Consider the following 25,216-nt stretch of genomic DNA (forward strand, 5'->3'; position numbering starts at 1 on the left):
TTGCGTAAGCGCTCGCAAATATGACGGTCGGAAGTGCAAGAGGGGGGAAATTCTGTGAAGCAGAGCGACTACTGCTTCCTTGTATGGCTGAGGATGCTTTACCATACTTCTCCCAGGCTGAATTTGTTTAATGGATGTCTCATGTTCAAGCGTCGTTATGTAGCGTTACTTCCCCTTTTCGTATTGCTTGCTGCCTGTAGCAGCAAACCTAAACCTTCAGAGACTCAAACGACTACGGGTACGCCATCCGGCGGTTTCCTGCTTGAGCCACAGCACAATGTCATGCTAACGGGCGGCGATTTTGCCAATAACCCGAACGCGCAACAGTTCATCGAGAAGATGGTGAACAAGCATGGCTTTGATCGCCAGCAGTTGCAGGAGATCCTGTCGCAGGCCAAGCGGCTGGACTCGGTATTGCGTTTGATGGACCGTCAGGCGCCGACGACTCAACCTCCAGCCGGACCTAACGGCGCGTGGCTGCGTTATCGCAAGCAGTTCATCACGCCGGATAACGTGCAAAACGGCGTGGCCTTCTGGAATCAATATGAAGATGCCCTGAACCGTGCGTGGCAGGTCTACGGCGTACCACCGGAAATCATCGTCGGTATTATTGGCGTAGAGACGCGCTGGGGCCGCGTGATGGGCAAAACGCGAATTCTGGATGCGCTGGCGACGCTGTCCTTTAATTATCCTCGTCGTGCGGAATACTTCTCTGGCGAACTGGAAACTTTCCTGTTGATGGCGCGAGATGAAAGTGATGATCCGCTCGATTTGAAAGGTTCCTTCGCCGGTGCGATGGGCTACGGCCAGTTTATGCCGTCTTCCTATAAAAAATATGCGGTCGATTTCAATGGCGATGGGCACATTAATCTGTGGGATCCGGTTGACGCCATCGGTAGCGTGGCGAACTATTTCAAAGGCCACGGCTGGGTGAAAGGCGATACGGTCGCGGTGCCGGCGAATGGTCAGGCGCCTGGGCTGGCGAACGGCTTTAAAACCCAGTACAGCATTTCACAGCTTGCCGCCGCGGGTCTGACGCCGCAGCAGTCGTTGGGGAATCATCAGCAGGCCAGCCTGCTGCGCCTGGATATTGGCACCGGTTATCAGTACTGGTACGGGCTGCCAAACTTCTACACCATCACCCGCTACAACCACAGTACCCACTACGCGATGGCGGTGTGGCAATTGGGTCAGGCGGTAGCGCTGGCGCGCGTACAGTAATCGCTCCAACCGGCCTACAGATAAGATATTGCTTGTAGGCCGGATAAGATGCTCTGACATCGCCATCCGGCGGGTCTTATTTTGCAACGGATCAATTTTTGGAATCCCCCTCGTAAAACGTTCTCCCCATCCCCACATTGGTTGTGAAAGTGCTATCTTGTGCGGCATATTTTTTTAACTGACAGAGGCTGAAATGACCGACAGTGAACTGATGCAGTTAAGCGAGCAGGTTGGCCTGGCGCTGAAAGCGCGCGGGGCGACCGTTACGACGGCGGAATCCTGCACCGGCGGTTGGGTGGCCAAAGCCATTACGGATATTGCCGGCAGTTCCGCCTGGTTTGAACGCGGGTTCGTGACCTACAGCAATGAAGCCAAAGCGCAGATGATTGGCGTGTGCGAAGAGACGCTGGCCCAGCATGGCGCGGTGAGTGAGCCTGTCGTCGTGGAAATGGCGATTGGTGCTCTAAAAGCGGCCCGCGCGCATTTCGCGGTCTCGATCAGCGGTATTGCGGGGCCGGATGGCGGCAGTGAGGAAAAGCCTGTGGGTACGGTATGGTTTGCCTTTGCCAGCGCAAGCGGCGAGGGGATTACCCGCCGGGAATGTTTCAGCGGTGACCGCGATGCGGTACGTCGGCAGGCGACTGCCTATGCGTTACAAACCCTGTGGCAACAATTTCTACAAAATACTTGATACTGTATGAGCATACAGTATAATTGCCTCAACAGAACATTATCTTTCACGTTTCGCGGTTTACCCCGAAAGCGGCATGACAGGAGTAATTAATGGCTATCGACGAAAACAAACAGAAAGCGTTGGCGGCAGCGCTGGGTCAGATCGAAAAGCAATTCGGTAAAGGCTCCATCATGCGCCTGGGTGAAGACCGTTCCATGGATGTGGAAACCATCTCCACCGGTTCGCTTTCTCTGGACATCGCATTGGGCGCGGGCGGTTTGCCAATGGGCCGTATCGTCGAAATCTACGGGCCTGAATCTTCCGGTAAAACGACGCTGACGCTGCAGGTTATTGCCGCCGCTCAGCGCGAAGGTAAAACCTGTGCGTTCATTGATGCGGAACACGCGCTGGATCCCGTCTATGCCCGTAAGCTTGGCGTTGATATCGACAACCTGCTGTGTTCCCAGCCGGATACCGGTGAACAAGCGCTGGAAATCTGTGATGCGCTGGCGCGTTCCGGTGCGGTTGACGTTATCGTTGTCGACTCCGTGGCGGCGCTGACGCCGAAAGCGGAAATCGAAGGCGAGATTGGCGACTCTCACATGGGTCTTGCGGCGCGTATGATGAGCCAGGCGATGCGTAAGCTGGCCGGTAACCTGAAGCAGTCCAACACGCTACTGATTTTCATCAACCAGATCCGTATGAAAATTGGCGTTATGTTCGGTAACCCGGAAACCACTACCGGTGGTAACGCGCTGAAATTCTATGCCTCCGTGCGCCTGGACATTCGCCGTATCGGCGCAGTGAAAGAGGGCGACAACGTGGTTGGTAGCGAAACCCGCGTTAAGGTCGTGAAAAACAAAATCGCCGCGCCGTTTAAACAGGCTGAATTCCAGATTCTGTATGGTGAAGGTATCAACTTCTATGGCGAACTGGTTGACCTGGGCGTGAAAGAGAAGCTGATTGAAAAAGCCGGTGCATGGTACAGCTATAACGGTGAGAAAATCGGTCAGGGTAAAGCGAATGCGACCAACTGGCTGAAAGAAAACCCGGCAACCGCAAAAGAGATTGAGAAGAAATTGCGCGAGTTACTGCTCAATAACCAGGATTCAACGCCAGATTTCTCCGTTGATGACGGTGGTGCAGACGTAGCAGAAACGAACGAAGATTTCTGATAATCTGTTTTACATCGCATACAGTAAAGGGCTGCATATCATGCAGCCCTTTTGCATTTCTGAAGGTTCACTATGACAGATGCAACTTCCCGCCGATCCGCTTATTCCCGACTGCTTGACCGCGCCGTGCGTATTCTGGCAATGCGCGATCACAGCGAGCAGGAACTACGGCGGAAGCTGGCCGCGCCGGTGATGGGCAAACAAGGGCCGGAAGACATTGATGCTTCCCCGGAAGATTACGACAAGGTCATTGCCTGGTGCATTGAAAGTCATTATCTGGATGATGACCGCTTCGTTCAGCAGTTTATTGCCAGCCGTAGCCGCAAAGGTTATGGGCCTGCGCGAGTGCGGCAGGAACTCAGCCAGAAAGGAATCTCGCGTGAGGCTATTGAGCGCGCCATGCGTGAGTGTGAAATTGACTGGGCAGTGCTTGCGCGCGAGCAGGCAATCAGGAAATACGGTGAACCTTTACCAGTCGATTTTTCAGATAAGGTAAAGGTCCAGCGTTTTTTGCTCTATCGTGGCTATCTGATGGAAGATATTCAGGCAATATGGCGAAATTTTGACGATTGAGCGCATACGGGATTTTACTTCCCAGTAAAGAAAACTTATCTTATTCCCACTTTTCGATTGCCAGAGGCGCAGTTTGCTGCCGATGCTGGTAATGACATTTCGTTAGCTTGATTTCTTCAGGATAATTATGAGCAAGAGCACCGCTGAGATCCGTCAGGCGTTTCTCGATTTTTTCCATAGTAAAGGACATCAGGTAGTTGCCAGCAGCTCCCTGGTACCAAACAATGACCCTACTTTGTTGTTTACCAACGCCGGGATGAACCAGTTCAAGGATGTTTTCCTTGGCCTCGACAAGCGTAATTATTCCCGCGCAACCACCTCGCAGCGTTGTGTACGTGCGGGCGGTAAGCACAACGACCTGGAAAACGTCGGTTACACTGCACGTCACCATACCTTCTTCGAAATGCTGGGCAACTTCAGCTTCGGCGATTATTTCAAACACGACGCCATTCAATTTGCATGGGAACTGCTGACCGGTGAAAACTGGTTTGCCCTGCCAAAAGAACGTCTGTGGGTCACCGTCTATGAAACTGACGATGAAGCCTATGAAATTTGGGAAAAAGAAGTTGGTATTCCGCGCGAGCGTATCATCCGCATTGGTGATAACAAAGGCGCGGCCTATGCTTCCGACAACTTCTGGCAAATGGGTGATACCGGTCCTTGCGGTCCGTGCACCGAAATTTTCTACGACCACGGCGACCACATTTGGGGCGGCCCTCCGGGAAGCGCAGAAGAAGATGGCGATCGCTACATTGAGATCTGGAACATCGTCTTCATGCAGTTCAACCGTCAGGCTGACGGCACCATGGAACCGCTGCCGAAGCCGTCCGTGGATACCGGTATGGGGCTGGAGCGTATTGCGGCCGTGCTGCAACACGTTAACTCCAACTATGAAATTGACCTGTTCCGCTCACTGATTGAATCCGTCGCGAAAGTTACTGGTGCGACCGATCTGAGCAACAAGTCGCTGCGCGTTATCGCCGACCATATCCGTTCTTGTGCATTCCTGATTGCCGATGGCGTTGTCCCGTCGAATGAAAACCGTGGCTATGTGCTGCGCCGTATCATTCGCCGCGCGGTACGTCATGGCAACATGCTGGGCGCGAAGGATACCTTCTTCTACAAGCTGGTTGGTCCGTTGGTGGAAGTCATGGGGTCTGCAGGTGAAGAGCTGAAGCGTCAACAGGCAATGGTTGAACAGGTTCTGAAAACCGAAGAAGAACAGTTCGCTCGTACGCTGGAACGTGGTCTGGCACTGCTGGACGAAGAGCTGGCAAAACTGACGGGTGATACGCTGGATGGCGAAACCGCCTTCCGTCTGTATGACACATACGGCTTCCCGGTTGACCTGACGGCAGACGTTTGCCGCGAGCGCAACATCAAGGTTGACGAGGCGGGCTTTGAAGCCGCAATGGAAGAACAGCGCCGTCGTGCGCGTGAAGCCAGCGGTTTTGGCGCAGACTACAATGCGATGATTCGCGTTGATGGCGCTTCAGAATTTAAAGGGTATGAGCATCTTGAGCTGAACGGCAAAGTGACTGCGCTGTTTGTCGATGGTAAAGCGGTAGACGCCATTAACGCCGGTCAGGACGCTGTTGTTGTACTGGATCAGACGCCGTTCTATGCGGAATCTGGTGGTCAGGTTGGAGACAAGGGCGAACTGAAAGGTGCGGGCTTTGCGTTTGCCGTGAGTGACACGCAAAAATATGGCCAGGCGATTGGTCATATCGGCAAACTGTCTGCGGGTTCTCTGAAAATAGGCGATGCAGTACAGGCTGATGTGGATGAAGCGCGTCGTGCGCGTATCCGCTTGAATCACTCCGCAACGCACCTGATGCACGCGGCGCTGCGCCAGGTATTGGGCACGCATGTGGCACAGAAAGGCTCGCTGGTTAACGATAAAGTGCTGCGTTTCGACTTCTCTCATACCGAAGCCATGAAGCCTGCTGAAATCCGTGCCGTTGAAGATCTGGTGAATGCGCAAATTCGTCGCAACCTGCCGATTGAAACGAACATCATGGATCTGGAAGCGGCGAAAGCCAAAGGCGCAATGGCGCTGTTTGGCGAGAAATATGATGACCACGTGCGCGTTCTGAGTATGGGCGATTTCTCCACCGAACTGTGTGGCGGTACTCACGCCAGCCGTACGGGGGATATCGGTCTGTTCCGCATTGTGTCTGAGTCAGGCACGGCGGCGGGCGTTCGTCGTATCGAAGCCGTAACCGGTGAAGGCGCTATCCAAACCGTGCATGCTGAGAGCGACCGCTTAAGCGATATCGCGCAGCTGCTGAAAGGCGATAGCCAGAATATCGGTGATAAAGTGCGTTCTGTACTGGAACGTACGCGTCAACTCGAAAAAGAATTGCAGCAATTGAAGGAACAGGCTGCGGCGCAGGAGAGTGCAAATCTCTCCAGCAAAGCGGTTGATATCAACGGCGTGAAGCTGCTGGTCAGTGAACTTGCGGACGTTGAGCCGAAAATGTTGCGTACCATGGTTGATGATCTGAAAAATCAACTGGGGTCTACTGTTATCGTTCTGGCAACGGTAGTTGAAGGTAAGGTTTCTCTGATTGCTGGTGTGTCTAAGGATGTGACAGACCGAGTGAAAGCAGGGGAACTGGTTGGTATGGTCGCTCAGCAGGTAGGCGGTAAGGGTGGTGGTCGTCCGGACATGGCGCAAGCCGGTGGTACGGATGCAGCGGCTCTGCCTGCAGCGTTAGCCAGTGTGAAAGGCTGGGTCAGCGCAAAACTGTAATAATTATAAGCGTAAGTCGACGCTGCGGGCTTCAATCCGCAGCGTTTGCATCAACGCTATCGACAACGATAAAGTCAGGTTGAAGTTGTGTATATCGGCTAAACTTAGGTTTAACAGAATGTGATGCCGTGACTGCTTACACTTAGGTGTTTGTCATCGCTTACTTTTTGGCGTTATATGATGGATAATGCCGGGATACAGAGAGACCCGACTCTTTTAATCTTTCAAGGAGCAAAGAATGCTGATTCTGACTCGTCGAGTTGGTGAGACCCTCATGATAGGCGATGAGGTCACCGTGACAGTTTTAGGGGTGAAGGGCAACCAGGTACGCATTGGCGTAAACGCCCCGAAAGAAGTTTCTGTCCATCGTGAAGAGATCTACCAGCGTATCCAGGCTGAAAAATCCCAGCAGTCCAGTTATTAAGGTTTTCGCGTCTCACCATTCTGGTGAGGCGCAACCTGATTGAGTTGTCCTCTTTCTTCGCTTTTCTGCTTCACTCCCCCCATTTTCTCTTTTCCCATACGCACATTGTCGTTCCCGGCGAATTTTCTGTTTGTTCATTGTCTGCGGAAACTGCCAATTTATCTGTTGATAAAACACTCTTTTTGCCGTTTTTGCAGACTAATTGCGCGTGAAATGTGCAAACGATAAAAGCTCTGGAAAAATTGTTTGACTTATAAGTCCCAGAAAGTAATATGTGCGCCACGCAGCGACGATGAGCAGAAACAAGTTCTTCGAAGCACTCGTAAGAGGCGTGTTGGTGAGGTGGCCGAGAGGCTGAAGGCGCTCCCCTGCTAAGGGAGTATGCGGTCAAAAGCTGCATCCGGGGTTCGAATCCCCGCCTCACCGCCATTTGCATCCGTAGCTCAGCTGGATAGAGTACTCGGCTACGAACCGAGCGGTCGGAGGTTCGAATCCTCCCGGATGCACCATATTACTTGATAGCGCTTTAGTAGCGACATCAAATCTGCAGTAAAGTAAGTTTCCCGATGCATCCGTAGCTCAGCTGGATAGAGTACTCGGCTACGAACCGAGCGGTCGGAGGTTCGAATCCTCCCGGATGCACCATCTCTTACTTGATATCGTTTATTTCGATATCAATATCGGCAGTAAAGCAAGTTTTCCGATGCATCCGTAGCTCAGCTGGATAGAGTACTCGGCTACGAACCGAGCGGTCGGAGGTTCGAATCCTCCCGGATGCACCATCTCTTACTTGATATCGTTTATTTCGATATCAATATCGGCAGTAAAGCAAGTTTTCCGATGCATCCGTAGCTCAGCTGGATAGAGTACTCGGCTACGAACCGAGCGGTCGGAGGTTCGAATCCTCCCGGATGCACCATCTTCTCCTGAATAACAGCGAAACTGTTGTTGCATGGTCTGCGAGATAATCGCCAGCACCAGGGAGGATAACGTTGCTTCAGCAACGGCCCGCAGGGCGAGGCGCAGCCGAGTAATCCTCCCGGATGCACCATCTTCTTGCCGTATCAGTAGTAATCAGCAATTCCCGATGCATCCGTAGCTCAGCTGGATAGAGTACTCGGCTACGAACCGAGCGGTCGGAGGTTCGAATCCTCCCGGATGCACCATCTTCTCCTGAATAACAGCGAAACTGTTTCTTCATGGTCTGCGAGATGATCGCCAGCACTTTCCCCCTCATGAATCATTTCCACATACTCCCTGAACATCCCTCAATTCGCTGTCAGCGACAAAATCAATCAATTACGATAAAATAACGTCTGGTCATTCGGCTTGTGAGAAGACGATGTACGAACGTTATGCGGGTTTGATTTTTGATATGGATGGCACCATCCTGGATACCGAACCTACGCACCGTAAGGCGTGGCATGAGGTATTGGGCCATTATGGGCTACGGTTTGATGAACAAGCCATGGTTGCCCTCAACGGCTCTCCAACGTGGCGTATTGCCCAGGCGGTGATTGAATTGAATCATGCCGATCTTGACCCCCATGTTTTGGCACGAGAAAAAACGGACAAGGTAAAAAGCATGCTGCTGGATAGCGTCCAGCCTTTACCGTTGGTTGAAGTGGTGAAAGCCTGGCATGGCCGCCGTCCTATGTCGGTAGGGACGGGGAGTGAAAGCGCAATTGCAGAGGCTCTGCTCGCTCACCTTGGTCTGCGTCGCTATTTTGATGCTGTGGTAGCCGCCGATCACGTACAACGCCATAAGCCTGCTCCTGATACGTTCTTGCTTTGTGCTGAGCGAATGGGGGTTGTTCCGGCGCGCTGCGTCGTGTTTGAAGATGCCGATTTTGGACTGCAGGCGGCGAGCGCAGCGGGGATGGACGCCGTGGATGTTCGGTTATTGTGAGTGATGGACTATCGCTCCTGTCACTGTTTGCCAGCAGTTTTCTCAGCGCCACGCTATTACCCGGCAATTCTGAAGTTGTTCTGGTTGCTTTGCTGATTTCTGGGGTAAGTCATCCCTGGGTCTTAGTCTTAACAGCAACAATGGGTAATAGCCTTGGAGGGTTAACTAACGTTATCCTTGGGCGTTTCTTTCCATTGCGTAAAACATCGCGCTGGCAAGAGAAAGCCACTGGCTGGCTGCGGCGCTATGGCGCTGTCACACTATTATTAAGCTGGATGCCGGTTGTGGGTGATTTACTGTGCCTGTTAGCTGGATGGATGCGCATCTCGTGGGGCCCAGTTCTCTTTTTCTTATGCCTTGGCAAGGCGTTGCGCTATGTTGTTGTCGCAGCGGTTACGACGCAAGGCATTATGTGGTGGCACTAATTGTGTTGTGAGATAGCCTTCAGGGTAACCAATACCATTATGCTAATTAAAACGATTTTGACAGGCGGGAGGTCAATTTGATCCCGAACGTATCACAGGCGCTGGCCTGGCTGGAAAACCATCCTCAGGCGTTAAAGGGGATTCAACGTGGGCTGGAGCGTGAAACGCTGCGCGTCAATGCTGATGGGTCATTGGCGACGACAGGCCATCCTGAGGTGTTAGGCTCAGCGCTAACACATAAGTGGATAACCACGGACTTTGCCGAAGCGCTGCTGGAGTTTATTACTCCACCTGGCGACGATATTCATAAAATGCTGACGTTCATGCGCGACCTGCATCGTTATACCGCCAGAAACCTGGGCGACGAGCGTATGTGGCCGTTGAGCATGCCTTGCTATATTGCCGACGGTCAGGATATTGAGCTGGCGCAGTACGGTACGTCGAATACCGGTCGTTTGAAAACGCTTTATCGCGAAGGTCTCAAAAACCGTTATGGCGCGTTGATGCAGACCATCTCCGGCGTACATTACAACTTCTCGCTGCCGATGGCTTTCTGGCAGGCGAAATGCGGCGTAACGGACGGTGAAGATGCTAAAGAGAAGATCTCTGCGGGTTACTTCCGTCTGATCCGTAACTATTACCGTTTTGGCTGGGTCATCCCGTATCTGTTTGGCGCTTCTCCGGCCATTTGTTCCTCCTTCCTGCAAGGAAAACCGACCACCCTGCCGTTTGAAAAAACCGACTGTGGGATGTATTACCTGCCGTACGCGACGTCGCTGCGTTTGAGCGATTTGGGCTATACCAATAAGTCGCAAAGCAATCTCGGAATTACGTTTAACGATTTGCATGAGTATGTGGCAGGATTAAAGCGCGCGATTAAAACCCCTTCCGAGGAGTACGCGGCGATCGGTCTGGAGAAGGACGGTAAGCGTCTGCAAATTAACAGCAACGTTTTGCAGATTGAAAATGAACTGTATGCGCCTATTCGTCCGAAACGCGTCACTCGTCGTGGTGAAACGCCTTCTGACGCGCTTCTGCGTGGCGGTATTGAGTACATCGAAGTACGTTCACTGGATATTAACCCGTTCTCACCAATCGGCGTAGACGAGCAACAGGTACGCTTCCTCGATCTGTTTATGGTCTGGTGCGCATTGGCCGATGCGCCGGAAATGAGTAGCGATGAGCTGTTATGTACGCGTACTAACTGGAATCGCGTTATTCTGGAAGGGCGTAAGCCTGGCCTGACCTTAGGCATTGGCTGTGAGACAGCGCAGTTCCCACTGCCTGAAGTGGGTAAAGATTTGTTCCGCGACCTGAAACGCGTAGCACAAACGCTGGACAGCATCCACGGGGGAGAGGAGTATCAAAAGGTATGCGACGAGTTGGTCGCCTGCTTTGATAATCCTGAACTGACATTCTCTGCCCGGATCCTACGGTCTATGATTGATGAAGGCATTGGCGGTACGGGCAAAGCGTTGGGTGAGGCATACCGAAACCTGCTGCGCGAAGAGCCGTTGGAAATATTGCAGGAAGAAGAGTTTATTGCTGAAACCGAAGCGTCAAAGCGTCGTCAGCAGGAGATCGAAGCGGCTGATACCGAGCCGTTTAGCGTGTGGCTGGAAAAGCACGCTTGATACAAAAGAAAAAGGCCACTCGGGAGTGGCCAAAATTTCATCTCTGAAAACAGGGATGATGATAACAAATGCGCGTCTTTCATATACTCAGACTCGCCCCGGAACAAAGAGTTCAGATTATTTTTAAAAAATTTATCGGAGGTGGCTAAATGCCGTTGTTAGATAGTTTTACTGTCGATCACACCCGGATGGAAGCTCCCGCGGTCCGGGTTGCAAAAACGATGAACACCCCGCATGGCGACGCAATCACCGTGTTTGATCTGCGTTTCTGCATTCCGAACAAAGAAGTGATGCCTGAGAAAGGTATCCATACGCTGGAACACCTGTTTGCAGGTTTTATGCGTAACCATCTCAACGGTAACGGCGTTGAGATTATTGATATCTCTCCGATGGGATGCCGAACCGGCTTCTACATGAGCCTGATTGGCACGCCGGACGAGCAGCGTGTTGCCGACGCGTGGAAAGCGGCGATGGCTGACGTACTGAAAGTGCAGGATCAAAACCAGATCCCAGAACTGAACATTTACCAGTGCGGCACGTATCAGATGCACTCTCTCAGTGAAGCGCAGGACATTGCCCGTCATATCCTTGAGCACGATGTTCGTGTGAACAGTAATGAAGAGCTGGCACTGCCGAAAGAGAAGCTGCAGGAACTGCATATTTAGTTGTCATGCTGGATGGTGAAGCTCACGCTTCTCATCTGGTCGACAAATAATAGGCGCCAGCCGGTATAAAAAAGCCAGTTCAGATGAACTGGCTTTTTTGATCAATGTGCGCCGCCCGCGCCGCCGCCCGCGCCAAACGGCGGTTTAGCGAACCAGACAAGACCAAGCAGCACCAGGAAGATCCCTGCTGACATCCAGAAGATTTCGTTGGCGGAAATGATCAGCCCTTGATTGGTTATCTGTTGGGCCAGCCAGCCAGATGCTTGCTCCTTGCTCATCCCTAATCCCTGCAGTTGGTTATACATAGCCTGTGCATTTGGGTTGTAGGGATTAACGGACTCCGTTAACTGCGCATGGTGTAGCGACTCACGGTTAGTCCACATTGTCGTGGTGATGGAGGTTCCGATAGAACCTGCCAGCGTTCGCGTAAAGTTAGACAAGCTGGACGCCGCCGCCAGACGTTCAGGCGGTAAACCGGACAGCGTAATGGTCGTCAGCGGCATAAAGAAGCAGGCTACCGCGAATCCCTGAATAAACTGCGGCCAGGCCGATGCGCCAAAATCCATACCCGGTTCGAACGTCCATGCGCGCCAGTAGAAACAGACGGCGTACATAATAAAACTGAACGTGACCAGACGACGCATATCCAGCTTATGCGCGAAGCGGCCGATTATCGGCGACAGGATCACCGGGATCACCCCAACCGGGGCGGAGGCCAGACCGGCCCAGGTTGCCGTATATCCGTAAACCTCCTGCAATAGCTGCGGCAGCAGGACGATTGCGCCGAAGTAGAGCATATAGGCCAGACTGATACACAAGCAGCCGATGGTAAAGTTTCGCGACTTAAACAGCGAGAGATCGACAATCGGGTGCTCGTCGGTAAGCTCCCAGACGATCAGGAAGCTGATAGCGACAACGGCGACCACCGTCAGGATGATAATCTCCTGTGAGGCAAACCAGTCCAGCTCTTTGCCGCGGTCGAGCATAATCTGCAAGCTACCGATACCAATGACCAGCAATGCCAAACCAATGGCGTCAATGCGTCGCTGCTCGGTTTTGGTTTCTCGCCCGCGTAGAGTTTGCAGAGTCATCAATACCACCGCCGCGCCGATTGGCACGTTGATGAAGAATATCCAACCCCAGTGATAGTTGTCGCTGATATAGCCCCCAAGAATAGGGCCGCATATTGGGGCGACAATCACCGTCATCGACCACAGCGCGAGGGCAATGGAACGCTTGGCGGGAGGATAATTATTCAGCAGCAGGCTTTGCGAAAGCGGAATTAGTGGACCGGCGACAATCCCTTGTACCACGCGGAAGAAAATCAGCATGTTCAGGCTGGTGGACATCCCGCATGCCCATGACGCAATGACGAAGGCAGTCGTTGACCACATGAATAGCCTTACTTCGCCAAAGCGCTTTGCCAACCAACCGGTGATTGGAATTGAGATAGCGTTCGCCACCCCGAATGAGGTGATCACCCAGGTTCCCTGGCTCAGCGAAGAGCCCAGGTTCCCGGCGATAGTAGGGATCGCCACGTTAGCAATGGTGGAGTCCAGCACCTGCATGAATGTCGCCAGAGACAGCGCGATCGTCATAATGACGAGCTGCGCGCCTTCCAGCGGTTTTTGCTGTTGCATCACACGCACCTTTGAATTAGCCCGCGTTGGCCCGCACGATCTCTTCGATCATTTTATTGACCGGAGCAAGGTTGATTTCACGTGCATTACTTTCTGATACCGGCGTGGTGCGGACCTGGCTTGCCAGAATCTGTCCGTCACGATTGGAGGTATCTACCGTAACCAGCGTGGACAAACCGATCCGCAACGGATGTTGCGCCAGCTGCTGCGCATCCAGTTCGATACGTACCGGCAGACGCTGGACGACTTTGATCCAGTTACCGGTTGCGTTTTGCGCAGGCAGCAGGGAGAAGGCGCTGCCCGTACCCATATCAAGGCCAACAATTTTACCGGTGTATTTCACATCATCGCCGTAAATATCACTGATAACCGTCGCAGGCTGGCCGATACGCATGTGCGCTAGCTGCGTTTCTTTAAAGTTAGCATCGACCCACAGGTTGGTGGCCGGAACAACTGCCATCAGCGGCGTGGTTGGGCTGATTTGCGCGCCAGGCTGTACGGCACGACGGGAAACATAGCCGGTCATTGGACTGACGATTCTGGTACGTTCCAACGCCAGCCAGGCGTTGCGCACTTCGGTGGCGGCCTGTTGTACGGCGGGCTGATCTTCCAGCTTGCTGCCGAGAATCATTGCCTGGTTAGCATTATATTGCTGGATAGCGACATCAAGCTGCGCCTGAGCGCTGGCAACGGCATCTCGCGCATGTTGCAGCTCTTCGCGGCCAATCAGGTTGGCGTTGCCCAGCGGGACGCGGCGATTAAAGTCGCTTTGTGCCTGCGCCAGCGCGGTTCTCTGCACTTCAATGCTAGCCTGTAACTGCTTACTGTTGATCATCAGTTGGTGCGTCTGGCGCACGCTGGAAGCCAATGCCGTTTTGGCTTTTTCGAATGCCTGCTTAGCATCCGTCTGATCGAGAGTAACCAGCACATCGCCTTGTTTAACAAAGTCAGTGTTATCAGCCCAGACTTTCGTCACGCTGCCTGATACCTGCGCCATGATTTGAACCTGGTTCCCTGCCACGTACGCATCGTCAGTATCTTCGTAATGACGTAGTACTAAAAACCAATAAATCCCATATGCCACGGCAATGATAATAAAGAGCAAGGTCAGAAGGAGCAGCATACTTTTACGTTTGCCATTCTTCTTAACCGGTTGCTGCGGGGTTTGAGTCTCCGCATTTGCGCTCATGTTGTTCTCCACGATCTTATTTTTTTCACATCGGCTGAGCCGACCTGTTCATCAGAAAGGCCAGCAGTATGCGTGCTGGCCTGTCGGTTTTCATTTATAAATCTGGATTTCTGAGCGAGTCGGCGCGTTAGCGCAGCGCTTCTAATACCGTGCCATCCTGCTCCATCTGGTCAAGACGGGTCAGAAGTTTACGGGTGATTTGCTCAAGCTGATCTTTTTCGGTGGTGCTAAGAGATGACCAGAGTTGATGCAGGCAGTTGTGCTGAGGTGGTAACACCTCTTGCAAAAAAGCATGGCCTTTTTCGGTCAATTGCAGATGCAGACAGCGGCGATCGTTATCGCTTTCGCGACGTTCAATCCAGCCACGTTTTTCTAACTCATCCGCAATGCGGGTAGCGTTAGTCCGTGACGAGCCGAGCGCGCAACTCAGTTCAGAAGGCTGAATACTGTGGTTTTCCTGAGACTCCAGCGTAATCAACGCCATAAACAATGTCTCGTTAATCCCTTGAGCTTTCAGCATCTTATTGCGATTTTCCAGCAGCTTGCCCTGCATGTGCATGCAAAGACGAGTCAGAAGCACTTCCTGATAAGGGAACTCTTCGTAGCGGCTGGCGCGAAATTTTAGCATTTGTTCAATGGGCGTAAACGAACTATCCATTTGGGTATAACCTCATTAATTTCAGCCGATATAGTAACGACAGTGACAAATAAAGTAAATGTATTATTTATTTAAAATGATTGTTTTTGTCTATAAGCCAACCAGCATTTTCCAGGCTAATCCGTAGCCCAGAGCACTCAGTAAGGTCGGAATGATGATGCTGCGGGTCTTATAGAAGCTTGCGCCCAGTATGACAAACCCTACCAGCGTAGGCACGAACCGACGAGCATCGTGCATCACTTCTGGCGCGGTAGACACCACCAACAGGGCGCAAATTGATGCAATGCCAATGGTGTCAAGTAATATGCCCGTCGCACCGCGTCTTGTCGGGCGAACATTCCCTACCCCAAGACGGAGCGGTAAATAGCGAAAGCAATAATTCACGCAGCCGACCAGCAGGCCGAGCAGTAAAACTTCATAGCTCATCAGGTCCTCCCTGCCAAAATGACTGGAGCAGCGCGGTCAGGCATCCACAGATGATGCCCAAAAGGATGGCAGCAGGGATAGAAAAGAGTATTACCCCGGCCAGCGCGCCTGCCAGTGCGGCAGTCACGCAGAGCGCCTGTTGACGCTGGAAAGAGGCGAGCAGGAAACTCATAAATAGCGCCGGAAGCATGAAGCCCAGTGCCGCTTCAACCGCGGGATAATCTTTGAGTAAACCACTACCGGAAAACGCGCCGATCACTGTGCCGAATACCCAGGAAGCCCAGGAGCATAGCGCAATGCCAATCATCCAGTTTTCACTCCAGCGCCGATTATCCCGGACCAGTTTAGCCGTTGCGGCGGCAAAGACTTCATCGGTGAGGCCAAAGGCCCACAGCGCGCTTTTGGGTTTGTTCAGGCGCTGTGTGATGCGACTGCGCAGGGAGGGACCGTATAAAACATGGCGGATATCCATAGCCATAACGGTCAGTGCGGCGACCCACAGAGAACTGCCTGCGGCAAGCATGGTGGTAATGACAAACTGGCTGGCTCCCGCATAGATAATGCAGGAGAAAAAGACGCTTTCGACCGGCGTAAAGCCAAGGCGAGTAGCATTTAGACCAAATGCAAAAGCGACCGGAATATAGCTGATAACTATCGGCAGACTGTCTTTGAATCCTTCCGTTAACGTCGCCGAACGGGATCCGGACTGGGGTATAGGGCTTTCCATAGGGTTATAGGTTTCATTACCGAAATTAATATAACTTGGTTCAATGAGTTATAACCTTAGCAGACTGATGGGCTCCTTAACACCCTGAGGAGCCCAATCAGCGGTAAACAAGCGCTATACGCTTAATTTACGGCTTCCTGACGGTGAAAACCTCGCCACCAGACCAACAGGTTGAGTACGGCAACGGTCGTACCCGCCAGACAAACGCCAGCCCAACCGGCATGTTGCCAGGCGGAGGCCGAAATCAACGAACCAGCGGCCCCGCCAATAAAATAGCTGGTCATGTAGCCGGCGGTCAGACGGTTACGCGCATCCGGATGAATGCGATAGATAACCGTCTGGTTAGTGATATGCACCCCCTGAACGGTGAGATCCAGAACCAGAATACCGATAATCAGCATTGGCACCGAAGTATGTCCGAGCCAGATAGCCAGCCACGAGAGCAACAGTAACAACAGGCCGACGGTAGTGGTGAGATGTGATTTTCCTTTATCGGCAAAACCACCCGCCGGGCGTGCGCCTAACGCCCCCGCGGCTCCCGCCAGACCGAACAGACCGATCATCCCTTCAGAATAGTTAAACGGCGGCGCGGCGAGCAAAAATGCCATTGAGGTCCACAGAATGCTGAAGTTGGCGAAAGTCAGGCAACCCAGCATTGCGCGGGTACGCAGCAATTTATCATGGGTAAACAGGCTGAATACGGAACCTAACAGCTGCGGATAGTTAAGATGGGTATCTGATTTCATCTTCGGCAGACCGCGCCACAGCGCAATCGCCATCAATGCCATCAGTATCGATGCCACCCAAAATACGGTGCGCCAACCGCCAAGGTTCGCCAGTAACCCGGCTACGGTACGCGCCAGCAGAATACCCAGCAACAGGCCGCTCATAATCGTCCCGACGACTTTCCCGCGCTTGTCCGGGGTGGCAAGCGTTGCCGCCAGTGGAACCAGGATCTGCGCCACTACCGAGAACAGTCCGGTCAGGGCGGTGCCGAGGATAAGCATGCCCAACGACTGGCTGCTGGCGGTAATCAGCATGCCGCCAGCCGCCAGCAGCGTCATGGAGACAATCAACATCCGTCGCTCAAACATATCGCCAAGCGGTACCAGGAATAGCAAACCTGCGGCATAGCCGAGCTGGGCCGCGGTGACGATAAATCCTGCTGTACTGGCTGACAGTGAGAAGTTGCGGGCGATGGTGTCGAGCAGCGGTTGCGCGTAATAGTTACTGGCGACGGCAAGGCCGGTGGCGATAGACATTAACAGGATCAGCGAAGGGCTAAGTCCCTGAGTGGTTTTCGTCATGGTTTTCAACTGAATAATGGGTTGCAGAAAACAATCATAACGGAAGTGATTAACTGTTGCTGATTTGTTGGGTGATGGATTGTGCGGTTTAGGTGGGATAGAGGGAAACAGGCCGGATAAGCGTTAGCGTATCCGGCAATGGTGCGGTTACTGTGCCTGATGGCGCTATGCTTATCAGACCTGCGAGTGGGTTATTTCTGCGCAGCCAGCGCTTCGTTCACCCAGCCGTCAAACTGCTGCTGGTGGGCTTTGATCCAGCCGTCTACGTGACCCTGAACATCGGCTTCAGACGCTTTACCATCATGCATCATCGCGTTCTGTGCGTTGATATCCGCCAACGGTAATTTCATGATAGCGAACAGTTTCGCTGCCGCCGGGTTTTTCTCCGCCCAGGCTTTGTTGGCGACGATGTGCATGGTGTTCACCGGGAAGCCGTAGTTAGCGCCGTTTGGCAATTTGGTATCGATATCTTTCTGCTCACCCGGCAGGGAAGAGAACGGTACCTGCAACCAGACCACATCTTTGCCCGGCTTCATCACGTCGCTGACCCAGTACGGCGTCCAGGTGTAGTAAAGAATGGGTTTGCCTTCTTTAAAGCGGGTGATGGTGTCTGCCATCATCGCCGCATAGTTACCGTGGCTGACCTCGACCGTTTTTTCCAGATCGAAGGCTTTGTTCTGGTGGTTGATCACCGCTTCACAGCCCCAGCCTGGCGAACAGCCCATCATATCGGCTTTGCCGTCGCCGTTGGTGTCAAAAATTTTAGCGATCTTGGGATCTTTTAACTGGGCGATGTTGGTGATTTTGTACTGCTCAGCGGTTTTTTTGTCGATCAGATAACCCTGTGCGGCACCCGTAACGAATACCCCCTCGCGATAAAACTTTTTGTCTCCGCCCGCCGCGGCGTACATATCATCATGCAGCGGCTGCCAGTTCACGGCGGTAAAAGTTGCATCGCCAGAGGCAATGGAGGTATAGCCGACGTTATAGTCAACTTCGCTGGTTTTGTTAACGGTGTAACCCAGTTTCTCCAGCGCGCGGGCGACCAGCTGCGTCTGGAAGGATTCTTCAGAGATAGTGCTCTGGATTGGCTGGACGGTAATGCCTTTGCCCGGCAGGTCGGCAGCGAAAGCGCTGGTGGAGGCAAGGGTGGCAAACGCTGTGGCAATAATAACTTTCTGTCGCATCGTTGTTCCTTAATTATTGGAGGGACGTGTAGGCCCGGTAAGCGCAGCGCCACCGGGCAACGGGTGTATTACTTCGTGAAAGGGCGAGTGATAAGTCCAACGGGACCGGTGGTGTACCAGCGACGGTTACCCCGGCTACGCGAATCGCGACCAACGGCCTGCGTCAGGCGATCCAGGATGATGGCGAGGATCACAATCCCAACGCCACCAACCGTGGCTAATCCCATATCCAGACGACCAATTCCGCGCAGAACCATCTGACCCAATCCGCCAACGGCAATCATCGAGGCGATGACAACCATCGAGAGCGCCAGCATCAGCGTTTGGTTAACCCCGGCCATAATTGTGGGCATCGCCAGCGGGAGCTGCACTTTAAACAGCATCTGACGCGGGCTGGCGCCAAACGAGCGCGAGGCTTCAATCAGGTCGGCCGGCACCTGGTTAATCCCCAGAATGGTCAGACGGACGATTGGCGGCAGGGCGAAGATAATCGTCACCACTACGCCCGGGACGTTACCAATACCGAACAGCATGACAATCGGCACCAAATACACGAAAGCGGGGGTGGTTTGCATCGCATCCAGCAGCGGACGAACAATCTTTGCCGCCCGAGGGCTGCGCGCCAACCAGATGCCCATCGGCAGACCGATCACCACACAGAACAGTAACGCGGTCAGCACCAGCGCCAGCGTGATCATCGCTTGCGACCACGCGCCAATGGCGCCGATAGCAATCAACGAAATCAGCGTCGCGACACCCATTCCAACGCCGGAAATCTGCCAGGCGATCAGGGCGAACAGGATAATCGCCACGGGGGCTGGCATACCTAACAGCATTTGCTGGAAGCCGTTGAGAATGTAATCCACCGGTACACGGATGCCCTGGAAGACCGGACGAAAATGGGTAACCACCCAGTCGATCCCCTCGGTGACCCAACTGTCCAATGGGATCAGCGTCTTATGGAACGGATCCATAATATTAAAATGCTCTGGTGCCGGCGCGGGCGCGCTGGTCAGCCAGTCTGCGCTACCGCCGTCAGTAGGCGCGGAGGATGGTGTGCTCCACGCATCGGCGGTTTGTGCGGCGCTATCGGCCGCTGGTGTGGTATCCCACGGATTAGTTTGATCAGCCATTGTTTGCCCCCTCACGATCTAAAGCCTGTAACAGCATGCGTTTTGAAATAACGCCCACATACTGCTGTTCCTCGTCAACTACCGGTACCGCGCACGGTGCCTGGCCGACATGAGAAAGCAACTCGCTGAGAGGAGTTTGTGCATCGACAGCCAGCGGTTCATTGATCAACGCCGCTTCAATACCTTGCGCCTGACTAAGCGCGGTTTTTAGTGAGTCGATAGAGACGACGCCGACGAATTTATTGCCACGTTCGATCACGTAACCATATTCGCGATCTTTGTCCTGCAATAATTGCAGCGCCGAACGAGGGCCTACACCGGGTGTTTTACGAATTAAACCTTCGGGGCTACGGCGGGAAATATCTTTCGCGCTGAACACCTGGCTAATATCAACGCCGCGGAAGAAGGTGCGTACATAATCATTAGCCGGATTATTCAGGATTTCATCCGGTGTACCGACCTGTACTACTTCACCGTTTTGCATAATGGCAATTCTGTCGCCAATACGCATAGCTTCGTCGAGATCATGGGAAATAAAGACCACGGTGCGTTGATGCTTCGCCTGGAGTTTTACCAGTTCATCCTGCATCTCGGTACGAATTAATGGATCGAGGGCTGAGAAGGCCTCATCCATTAATAAGATGTCAGGATTAATGGCTAATGCGCGGGCAAGGCCTACACGCTGGCGCATCCCCCCGGAAAGTTCATCCGGGTAGCTGTGAGCGTAATTCTCCAGACCGACCTGACGTAGCGCATCCAGCGCCTTTTCGCGACGTTCATCCGCGGCGACGCCGGCTAATTCCATGCCAAATGCCGTATTGTCCAGCACCGTCATATGCGGCATCAGGGCAAAGGACTGAAAGACCATCGCAATCTTTTTTCTGCGCACCTCGCGGAGTTCGGCATCGGAGATCCGGGCGATATCTACGCCGTCGATCAGTACCTGTCCGCGGGTGGGTTCAATCAGGCGATTGAGAAGGCGTACCATTGTGGATTTACCCGAGCCGGATAATCCCATGATGACAAATATCTCGCCTTCTTCAATGGCCAGACTGGCGTCTTTAACGCCAAGCGATAGCCCTGTTTTCTCCAGAATTTGCTCTTTTGTAAGTCCTTTTTCAATATATTTGAACGCTCTCTGAGGATGCTCGCCAAATATCTTATAGAGGTTCTTCACTTCTAATTTAATTGCCATGCAATAGAATGATTCCTGTTATTTGTTTATATCGATATGTTACCTGATGGAAATAGTGACCTTTTTCTACCCTAACATACTGAGAATCTGAGACAACCCTGAATTTAGTTGTGGCATGAATATTGCCGAAGGTCAGTCGGCGGAATTTCCCGTGATATAAGGGCTGAGCGTGAATGTGCGTTAACTGATATTTTTTGTAAACGCCAATGAAAAAGCGCCTGAATTGGTGTAATGCAGGCGAATAATGCGGCTGATATTGAGTGTAGATCACACAATTATAATTGCACGATAAAAGTGTGATCCTGTTAAAATATTACCGCGAAAAATGTACGGTATTTCCCGTGAAAATGAGAGTTAAAAATTCCAGTCGTCGTCTTCGGTTTCGATAGCTTTACCCATCACATAAGATGAGCCAGAACCTGAGAAGAAATCGTGGTTTTCGTCTGCGTTGGGCGACAGCGCGGCAAGGATTGCCGGGTTAACCTCCGCCATTTCTGACGGGAATAACGCCTCATAACCCAAATTCATTAATGCCTTATTGGCGTTGTAACAAAGGAAGGCTTTGACGTCATCCACCCAACCGGTTTCTGCATACAATTCTTCTGTATAACGCGCTTCGTTATCATACAACTCCATGAGCAGGTCGAGGGCAAAATTCTTTAACTCCTCGCGTGCGGATTCGGAAATATGCTCCAGGCTTTTTTGAAATTTATAACCAATGTAATACCCATGGACCGCTTCATCACGAATGATCAGACGAATGAGATCGGCGGTATTAGTCAGTTTGCCGCGGCTGGAGAAATACATCGGCAACCAGAAGCCGGAATAGAACAGGAATGATTCCAGAAACACGCTGGCAATCTTCTTGTGCAACGGATTATCGCTGGCGTAATGGGCCAGAATAATCTGCGCCTTACGTTGGAGCGGGATATTTTCCTCACTCCAGGCGTAGGCGGCATCCACATCTTTGGTCTGGCAAAGCGTGGAGAAAATAGAGCTGTATGAGCGGGCGTGAACGGCTTCCATAAAGCTGATATTCGACAGCACCGCTTCTTCGTGTGGTGTTAATGAATCCGCCATTAGCGCTGGCGCACCGGCAACATTCTGAATGGTGTCGAGTAGCGTTAGCCCGGTAAAAACGCGGATAGTTAACTGCTGCTCGGCAGCGCTCAGCGTTTGCCAGGACGGGACGTCGTTAGAAAGCGGGACTTTTTCCGGTAGCCAGAAGTTACTGGTCAGGCGATTCCATACCTCCAGGTCTTTATCATCTTCAATCTTGTTCCAGTTGATGGCGCTCACGCGGGATAATGTCATGATCTCCTCCTTACAGCGCGCATGACACGCAACCTTCGATTTCGGTCCCTTCCAGCGCCAGCTGACGCAGTCGGATGTAGTACAGCGATTTAATGCCCTTACGCCAGGCGTAGATCTGCGCTTTGTTAATATCGCGGGTAGTGGCGGTATCGGGGAAAAAGAGCGTCAGCGACAGTCCCTGATCGACATGGCGCGTCGCTTCAGCATAGGTATCGATAATTTTTTGTGGGCCAATCTCGTAGGCATCCTGATACAAGGCCAGATTCTCATTGGTCATAAAAGGAGCAGGGTAGTACACGCGCCCGGTTTTGCCCTCTTTGCGAATTTCCACTTTTGACACGATCGGGTGAATACTTGACGTCGCATGGTTGATGTAGGAAATAGAGCCGGTTGGCGGAACTGCCTGTAAATTCTGGTTATAAATGCCGTAGCGCATGACATCTTCACGCAACTGCGCCCACATCTCACGCGTCGGCAGCGTAATGCCGCTGGCGGCAAACAGTGCGCGAACTTTGTCGGTTTTTGGCTGCCAGTCACCCTGCAGATACTGGCTAAAATACTCGCCGCTGGCGTAGCGAGACTGCCTGAATCCAGCAAAGGCTTTACCACGTTCGCGGGCGAGCTTCATTGACGTATTCAGCGCATGCCAGGTGATGGTGTAAAAGTAGATATTGGTGAAATCCAGCCCTTCCGGCGAGCCATAGGCGATGCCTTCCCGCGCCAGATAGCCATGCAGGTTCATCTGACCAAGACCAATCGCGTGCGATGCGCTGTTTCCGGCTGCAATCGAGGGCACGCTGCGAATATGACTCATGTCCGAAACGGCGGTTAAGCCGCGAACCGCCGTTTCCACGGTACGACCAAAATCCGGGGAATCCATGGTATGGGCGATATTCAGCGAGCCGAGGTTGCAGGAGATATCGTGTCCGGTCTGCGCGTAGTTGAGATTTTCATCGTAGGTGGAGGCGCTGTTAACCTGCAAAATTTCGGAGCACAGATTGCTCATGTTAATACGACCAGCAATCGGATTCGCGCGATTCACCGTATCTTCAAACATGATGTAAGGGTAGCCGGACTCAAACTGGATCTCAGCCAGCCGCTGGAAGAAATCGCGGGCGTTAATGTATTTTTTGCGCACGCGTCCATCGGCAAGCAGTTCGTCATAGCGTTCACTGACGGCGATATCGCCGAACGCTTTGCCGTAAATGCGTTCCACGTCATAGGGCGAGAACAGCGCCATGTCGGCATTCTCTTTGGCCAGTTTAAAGGTAATGTCCGGGATCACCACGCCAAGCGACAGGGTTTTGATACGGATTTTCTCGTCGGCGTTTTCACGTTTGGTATCCAGAAAACGCAAAATGTCCGGATGATGCGCGTGCAAATACACCGCGCCCGCGCCCTGACGCGCGCCGAGTTGATTGGCATAAGAAAACGCATCTTCCAGCATTTTCATTACCGGGATCACGCCGGATGACTGGTTTTCAATGCGTTTAATCGGTGCACCTGCTTCGCGCAGGTTAGAGAGCAAAAACGCTACGCCGCCGCCGCGTTTGGAAAGTTGCAGCGCAGAGTTAACCGCCCGGCCAATGGACTCCATGTTGTCTTCAATGCGTAACAGGAAGCAGGAAACCAGCTCGCCGCGCTGCTGTTTGCCGCAGTTTAAGAAGGTTGGCGTGGCGGGCTGAAAGCGCCCGGAGAGCATTTCATCGCTAAGCTGCATGGCGAGCATTTCATCGCCTTGCGCCAGCGTGAGCGCCACCATCGTGACCCGATCCTCAAAATCTTCGAGATAGCGCTTACCGTCGAACGTTTTCAGCGTATAGCTGGTGTAGAACTTCCATGCGCCGAGGAACGTCTGGAACCGGAATCCGCTGGCGTGGGCGTGAGCAAAGAGCTTTATTACAAATGCGCGATCGTAACGGCTTAATACGCTTTCGTCGTAGTAGCCTTCAGCAACCAGCGTTTCCAGGCGCTCCTGCTGGCTGGCAAACGTCAGCGAGTTGGGGCGGACGTGGGCGGCAAAGAAAGCCTCCACCGCCTGATGGTCTTTGTCGAACTGAATGCGTCCAGCTTTATCGTACAGATTCAGCATGGCGTTCAGGGCGTGATAATCCAGCGTTGGCTGGGTTATGCGTTCTGCGGTTGTCGTTGCCAAAATTCACTCACTCCTTGTCGAACGTTGTCGATATCGCTTTGGGTGCCCATCAGCTCAAAGCGCCAGAGCCACGGCACGCCGCATTTTTGTGAGATGACTTCACCCGCGCGGCCATAGGCTTCACCGAAATTGCGATTGCCGAAAGCAATCACCCCACGGATTAACGCCCGGTTGTGCGGATCGTTTAAAAAGCGGATCACCTGTCTCGGAACCGCGCCTGCCGTTCCGCCGCCGCCGTAGGACGGCACGATTAAGATGTAAGGTTCGTCGACCCGGATCCGCTCGCGTTCATTAAGCGGAATGCGGATGGCAGGCAGCCCCAGACGCTGGATAAAGCGGTGCGTATTTTCGGAGCTGCTGGAGAAGTAGACGAGCTGACTCATGCGCTGGCCATATGGGGTTGTGGGCGCAGACGGTTGATCATGTCCGGGCGAAACCCGGACCAACTGGTTTCCCCGGCGACAACGACCGGTAACTGACGAAAGCCTTGATCGCGCAGGCTGTCAGCCAGAGCGGGCTGCAAATCAATATTTACCATCTCAAAGTCAAACCCGCGGCTTTCCATTGCACGCTTAGTGGCGTGGCACTGAACACAGTTATTACGAGTGTAAACAATAATACGCATGATTCGTATTTCCATTTATAGATAAAAGATCGACGCGATTGATAGCGTCGGATTGTAGGTGTCTTGATAGGAGTGATACTAGATGTAGTCTTAAAAATATTCAACCATACAAGATATGGTAATTTTAGATTGATGAAGGGCAGGGTGATGAGCGTGACGGGGGCCGGGTTGTGTAGCATGACGGGGTGTCGGACAGCGACACGTCG

General features: G+C 52.7%; 23 protein-coding genes and 6 tRNA genes. 16 read left to right on the forward strand and 13 right to left on the reverse strand.

Translation table 11 applies throughout. The features are described from left to right. Nucleotides 1–141: 141 nt before the first annotated feature. The 16 genes from mltB (at nt 142) to luxS (ending at nt 11,454) form a co-directional block, all read left to right on the forward strand. Nucleotides 142–1,221, forward strand: coding sequence for a lytic murein transglycosylase B (mltB, locus tag M4I31_RS05305; protein ID WP_085048875.1), 1,080 nt, complete (start codon nt 142–144; stop codon nt 1,219–1,221). 193 nt (nt 1,222–1,414) lie between these two features. Then, nucleotides 1,415–1,912 (forward strand): nicotinamide-nucleotide amidase, encoded by a 498-nt coding sequence (gene pncC / locus M4I31_RS05310; protein WP_085048876.1) that lies wholly within the window; start codon nt 1,415–1,417, stop codon nt 1,910–1,912. Nucleotides 1,913–2,004: 92 nt separating this feature from the next. Beyond that, nucleotides 2,005–3,069, forward strand: a complete 1,065-nt coding sequence (gene recA, locus M4I31_RS05315) for a recombinase RecA (protein ID WP_042310549.1) — start codon at nt 2,005–2,007, stop codon at nt 3,067–3,069. A 72-nt stretch (nt 3,070–3,141) separates the two neighbouring features. Further along, nucleotides 3,142–3,642, forward strand: a complete 501-nt coding sequence (gene recX, locus M4I31_RS05320; protein ID WP_085048877.1) for a recombination regulator RecX — start codon at nt 3,142–3,144, stop codon at nt 3,640–3,642. A gap of 127 nt (nt 3,643–3,769) precedes the next feature. Further along, the gene (alaS, locus tag M4I31_RS05325) at nt 3,770–6,397 is read left to right on the forward strand and encodes an alanine--tRNA ligase (protein WP_061382320.1); all 2,628 of its coding nucleotides are present in this window, start codon (nt 3,770–3,772) and stop codon (nt 6,395–6,397) included. A 238-nt stretch (nt 6,398–6,635) separates the two neighbouring features. After that, entirely contained in the window at nt 6,636–6,821 is a 186-nt protein-coding gene (gene csrA / locus M4I31_RS05330; protein ID WP_000906486.1) for a carbon storage regulator CsrA, read from the forward strand. Nucleotides 6,822–7,157: 336 nt separating this feature from the next. Further along, a tRNA-Ser gene (locus tag M4I31_RS05335) sits at nt 7,158–7,250 on the forward strand. 3 nt (nt 7,251–7,253) lie between these two features. Beyond that, nucleotides 7,254–7,330 (forward strand) — tRNA-Arg (locus tag M4I31_RS05340). A 59-nt stretch (nt 7,331–7,389) separates the two neighbouring features. After that, a tRNA-Arg gene (locus tag M4I31_RS05345) sits at nt 7,390–7,466 on the forward strand. A gap of 60 nt (nt 7,467–7,526) precedes the next feature. Next, a tRNA-Arg gene (locus M4I31_RS05350) sits at nt 7,527–7,603 on the forward strand. 60 nt (nt 7,604–7,663) lie between these two features. After that, nucleotides 7,664–7,740 (forward strand) — tRNA-Arg (locus M4I31_RS05355). 170 nt (nt 7,741–7,910) lie between these two features. Next, a tRNA-Arg gene (locus tag M4I31_RS05360) sits at nt 7,911–7,987 on the forward strand. A gap of 176 nt (nt 7,988–8,163) precedes the next feature. After that, nucleotides 8,164–8,730: a fructose-1-phosphate/6-phosphogluconate phosphatase gene (gene yqaB / locus M4I31_RS05365; protein WP_085048878.1), complete on the forward strand. Its 567-nt coding sequence runs from the start codon at nt 8,164–8,166 to the stop codon at nt 8,728–8,730. After that, nucleotides 8,727–9,155 (forward strand): YqaA family protein, encoded by a 429-nt coding sequence (locus tag M4I31_RS05370; protein WP_038633018.1) that lies wholly within the window; start codon nt 8,727–8,729, stop codon nt 9,153–9,155. The genes yqaB and M4I31_RS05370 overlap by 4 nt, the downstream gene beginning before the upstream one ends. A 77-nt stretch (nt 9,156–9,232) precedes the next feature. After that, nucleotides 9,233–10,789 (forward strand): glutamate--cysteine ligase, encoded by a 1,557-nt coding sequence (gene gshA, locus M4I31_RS05375; RefSeq protein WP_038633015.1) that lies wholly within the window; start codon nt 9,233–9,235, stop codon nt 10,787–10,789. 149 nt (nt 10,790–10,938) lie between these two features. Continuing rightward, a complete protein-coding gene (gene luxS / locus M4I31_RS05380) occupies nt 10,939–11,454 on the forward strand; it encodes an S-ribosylhomocysteine lyase (RefSeq protein WP_006687194.1) in 516 nt (171 codons plus the stop codon). A gap of 101 nt (nt 11,455–11,555) precedes the next feature. Here the strand turns inward: luxS and emrB are convergent, their stop codons facing one another. The 13 genes from emrB to nrdH form a co-directional block, all read right to left on the reverse strand. Beyond that, nucleotides 11,556–13,094, reverse strand: a complete 1,539-nt coding sequence (emrB, locus tag M4I31_RS05385) for a multidrug efflux MFS transporter permease subunit EmrB (protein ID WP_069324580.1) — start codon at nt 13,092–13,094, stop codon at nt 11,556–11,558. A gap of 16 nt (nt 13,095–13,110) precedes the next feature. After that, nucleotides 13,111–14,283: a multidrug efflux MFS transporter periplasmic adaptor subunit EmrA gene (emrA, locus tag M4I31_RS05390; protein ID WP_085048879.1), complete on the reverse strand. Its 1,173-nt coding sequence runs from the start codon at nt 14,281–14,283 to the stop codon at nt 13,111–13,113. A gap of 127 nt (nt 14,284–14,410) precedes the next feature. After that, a complete protein-coding gene (gene emrR, locus M4I31_RS05395; protein ID WP_042313109.1) occupies nt 14,411–14,941 on the reverse strand; it encodes a multidrug efflux transporter EmrAB transcriptional repressor EmrR in 531 nt (176 codons plus the stop codon). A gap of 90 nt (nt 14,942–15,031) precedes the next feature. Continuing rightward, on the reverse strand, nt 15,032–15,367 hold the full coding sequence (ygaH, locus tag M4I31_RS05400; protein WP_042313111.1) for an L-valine transporter subunit YgaH: 336 nt from the start codon (nt 15,365–15,367) through the stop codon (nt 15,032–15,034). Beyond that, complete coding sequence (locus M4I31_RS05405) at nt 15,357–16,094, reverse strand: AzlC family ABC transporter permease (RefSeq protein WP_069324583.1); 738 nt, start codon at nt 16,092–16,094, stop codon at nt 15,357–15,359. The genes ygaH and M4I31_RS05405 overlap by 11 nt, the downstream gene beginning before the upstream one ends. A gap of 122 nt (nt 16,095–16,216) precedes the next feature. Beyond that, nucleotides 16,217–17,401 carry an MFS transporter gene (locus tag M4I31_RS05410; RefSeq protein ID WP_038633000.1) on the reverse strand — a complete coding sequence of 395 codons (1,185 nt, stop codon included), beginning with the start codon at nt 17,399–17,401 and terminating at the stop codon, nt 16,217–16,219. A 191-nt stretch (nt 17,402–17,592) separates the two neighbouring features. Beyond that, the gene (gene proX, locus M4I31_RS05415; protein ID WP_085048880.1) at nt 17,593–18,588 is read right to left on the reverse strand and encodes a glycine betaine/L-proline ABC transporter substrate-binding protein ProX; all 996 of its coding nucleotides are present in this window, start codon (nt 18,586–18,588) and stop codon (nt 17,593–17,595) included. Nucleotides 18,589–18,656: 68 nt separating this feature from the next. Then, nucleotides 18,657–19,721: a glycine betaine/L-proline ABC transporter permease ProW gene (gene proW, locus M4I31_RS05420; RefSeq protein ID WP_038632993.1), complete on the reverse strand. Its 1,065-nt coding sequence runs from the start codon at nt 19,719–19,721 to the stop codon at nt 18,657–18,659. Further along, on the reverse strand, nt 19,714–20,916 hold the full coding sequence (gene proV, locus M4I31_RS05425) for a glycine betaine/L-proline ABC transporter ATP-binding protein ProV (RefSeq protein WP_038632990.1): 1,203 nt from the start codon (nt 20,914–20,916) through the stop codon (nt 19,714–19,716). The genes proW and proV overlap by 8 nt, the downstream gene beginning before the upstream one ends. A 354-nt stretch (nt 20,917–21,270) precedes the next feature. Then, on the reverse strand, nt 21,271–22,230 hold the full coding sequence (nrdF, locus tag M4I31_RS05430) for a class 1b ribonucleoside-diphosphate reductase subunit beta (RefSeq protein ID WP_085048881.1): 960 nt from the start codon (nt 22,228–22,230) through the stop codon (nt 21,271–21,273). A gap of 10 nt (nt 22,231–22,240) precedes the next feature. Beyond that, complete coding sequence (gene nrdE, locus M4I31_RS05435; RefSeq protein WP_085048882.1) at nt 22,241–24,385, reverse strand: class 1b ribonucleoside-diphosphate reductase subunit alpha; 2,145 nt, start codon at nt 24,383–24,385, stop codon at nt 22,241–22,243. Beyond that, the gene (nrdI, locus tag M4I31_RS05440; protein WP_085048883.1) at nt 24,358–24,768 is read right to left on the reverse strand and encodes a class Ib ribonucleoside-diphosphate reductase assembly flavoprotein NrdI; all 411 of its coding nucleotides are present in this window, start codon (nt 24,766–24,768) and stop codon (nt 24,358–24,360) included. The genes nrdE and nrdI overlap by 28 nt, the downstream gene beginning before the upstream one ends. Next, nucleotides 24,765–25,010, reverse strand: coding sequence for a glutaredoxin-like protein NrdH (nrdH, locus tag M4I31_RS05445; protein WP_085048884.1), 246 nt, complete (start codon nt 25,008–25,010; stop codon nt 24,765–24,767). Before nrdH ends, nrdI begins: the two co-directional genes overlap by 4 nt. Between the last annotated feature and the right edge of the window lie 206 nt (nt 25,011–25,216).

The sequence above is a fragment of the Citrobacter sp. XT1-2-2 genome (genome assembly GCF_023516235.1).
Taxonomy (GTDB): Bacteria; Pseudomonadota; Gammaproteobacteria; order Enterobacterales; family Enterobacteriaceae; genus Citrobacter; species Citrobacter werkmanii.

Bases quoted from the DNA above. Each gene is read 5' to 3' on its own strand.
- mltB (WP_085048875.1), top strand. From the start codon at position 142: ATGTTCAAGCGTCGTTATGTAGCGTTACTTCCCCTTTTCGTATTGCTT.
- pncC (WP_085048876.1), top strand. From the start codon at position 1,415: ATGACCGACAGTGAACTGATGCAGTTAAGCGAGCAGGTTGGCCTGGCG.
- recA (WP_042310549.1), top strand. From the start codon at position 2,005: ATGGCTATCGACGAAAACAAACAGAAAGCGTTGGCGGCAGCGCTGGGT.
- recX (WP_085048877.1), top strand. From the start codon at position 3,142: ATGACAGATGCAACTTCCCGCCGATCCGCTTATTCCCGACTGCTTGAC.
- alaS (WP_061382320.1), top strand. From the start codon at position 3,770: ATGAGCAAGAGCACCGCTGAGATCCGTCAGGCGTTTCTCGATTTTTTC.
- csrA (WP_000906486.1), top strand. From the start codon at position 6,636: ATGCTGATTCTGACTCGTCGAGTTGGTGAGACCCTCATGATAGGCGAT.
- yqaB (WP_085048878.1), top strand. From the start codon at position 8,164: ATGTACGAACGTTATGCGGGTTTGATTTTTGATATGGATGGCACCATC.
- luxS (WP_006687194.1), top strand. From the start codon at position 10,939: ATGCCGTTGTTAGATAGTTTTACTGTCGATCACACCCGGATGGAAGCT.
- emrB (WP_069324580.1), bottom strand. From the start codon at position 13,094: ATGCAACAGCAAAAACCGCTGGAAGGCGCGCAGCTCGTCATTATGACG.
- emrA (WP_085048879.1), bottom strand. From the start codon at position 14,283: ATGAGCGCAAATGCGGAGACTCAAACCCCGCAGCAACCGGTTAAGAAG.
- emrR (WP_042313109.1), bottom strand. From the start codon at position 14,941: ATGGATAGTTCGTTTACGCCCATTGAACAAATGCTAAAATTTCGCGCC.
- ygaH (WP_042313111.1), bottom strand. From the start codon at position 15,367: ATGAGCTATGAAGTTTTACTGCTCGGCCTGCTGGTCGGCTGCGTGAAT.
- M4I31_RS05405 (WP_069324583.1), bottom strand. From the start codon at position 16,094: ATGGAAAGCCCTATACCCCAGTCCGGATCCCGTTCGGCGACGTTAACG.
- M4I31_RS05410 (WP_038633000.1), bottom strand. From the start codon at position 17,401: ATGACGAAAACCACTCAGGGACTTAGCCCTTCGCTGATCCTGTTAATG.
- proX (WP_085048880.1), bottom strand. From the start codon at position 18,588: ATGCGACAGAAAGTTATTATTGCCACAGCGTTTGCCACCCTTGCCTCC.
- proW (WP_038632993.1), bottom strand. From the start codon at position 19,721: ATGGCTGATCAAACTAATCCGTGGGATACCACACCAGCGGCCGATAGC.
- proV (WP_038632990.1), bottom strand. From the start codon at position 20,916: ATGGCAATTAAATTAGAAGTGAAGAACCTCTATAAGATATTTGGCGAG.
- nrdF (WP_085048881.1), bottom strand. From the start codon at position 22,230: ATGACATTATCCCGCGTGAGCGCCATCAACTGGAACAAGATTGAAGAT.
- nrdI (WP_085048883.1), bottom strand. From the start codon at position 24,768: ATGAGTCAGCTCGTCTACTTCTCCAGCAGCTCCGAAAATACGCACCGC.
- nrdH (WP_085048884.1), bottom strand. From the start codon at position 25,010: ATGCGTATTATTGTTTACACTCGTAATAACTGTGTTCAGTGCCACGCC.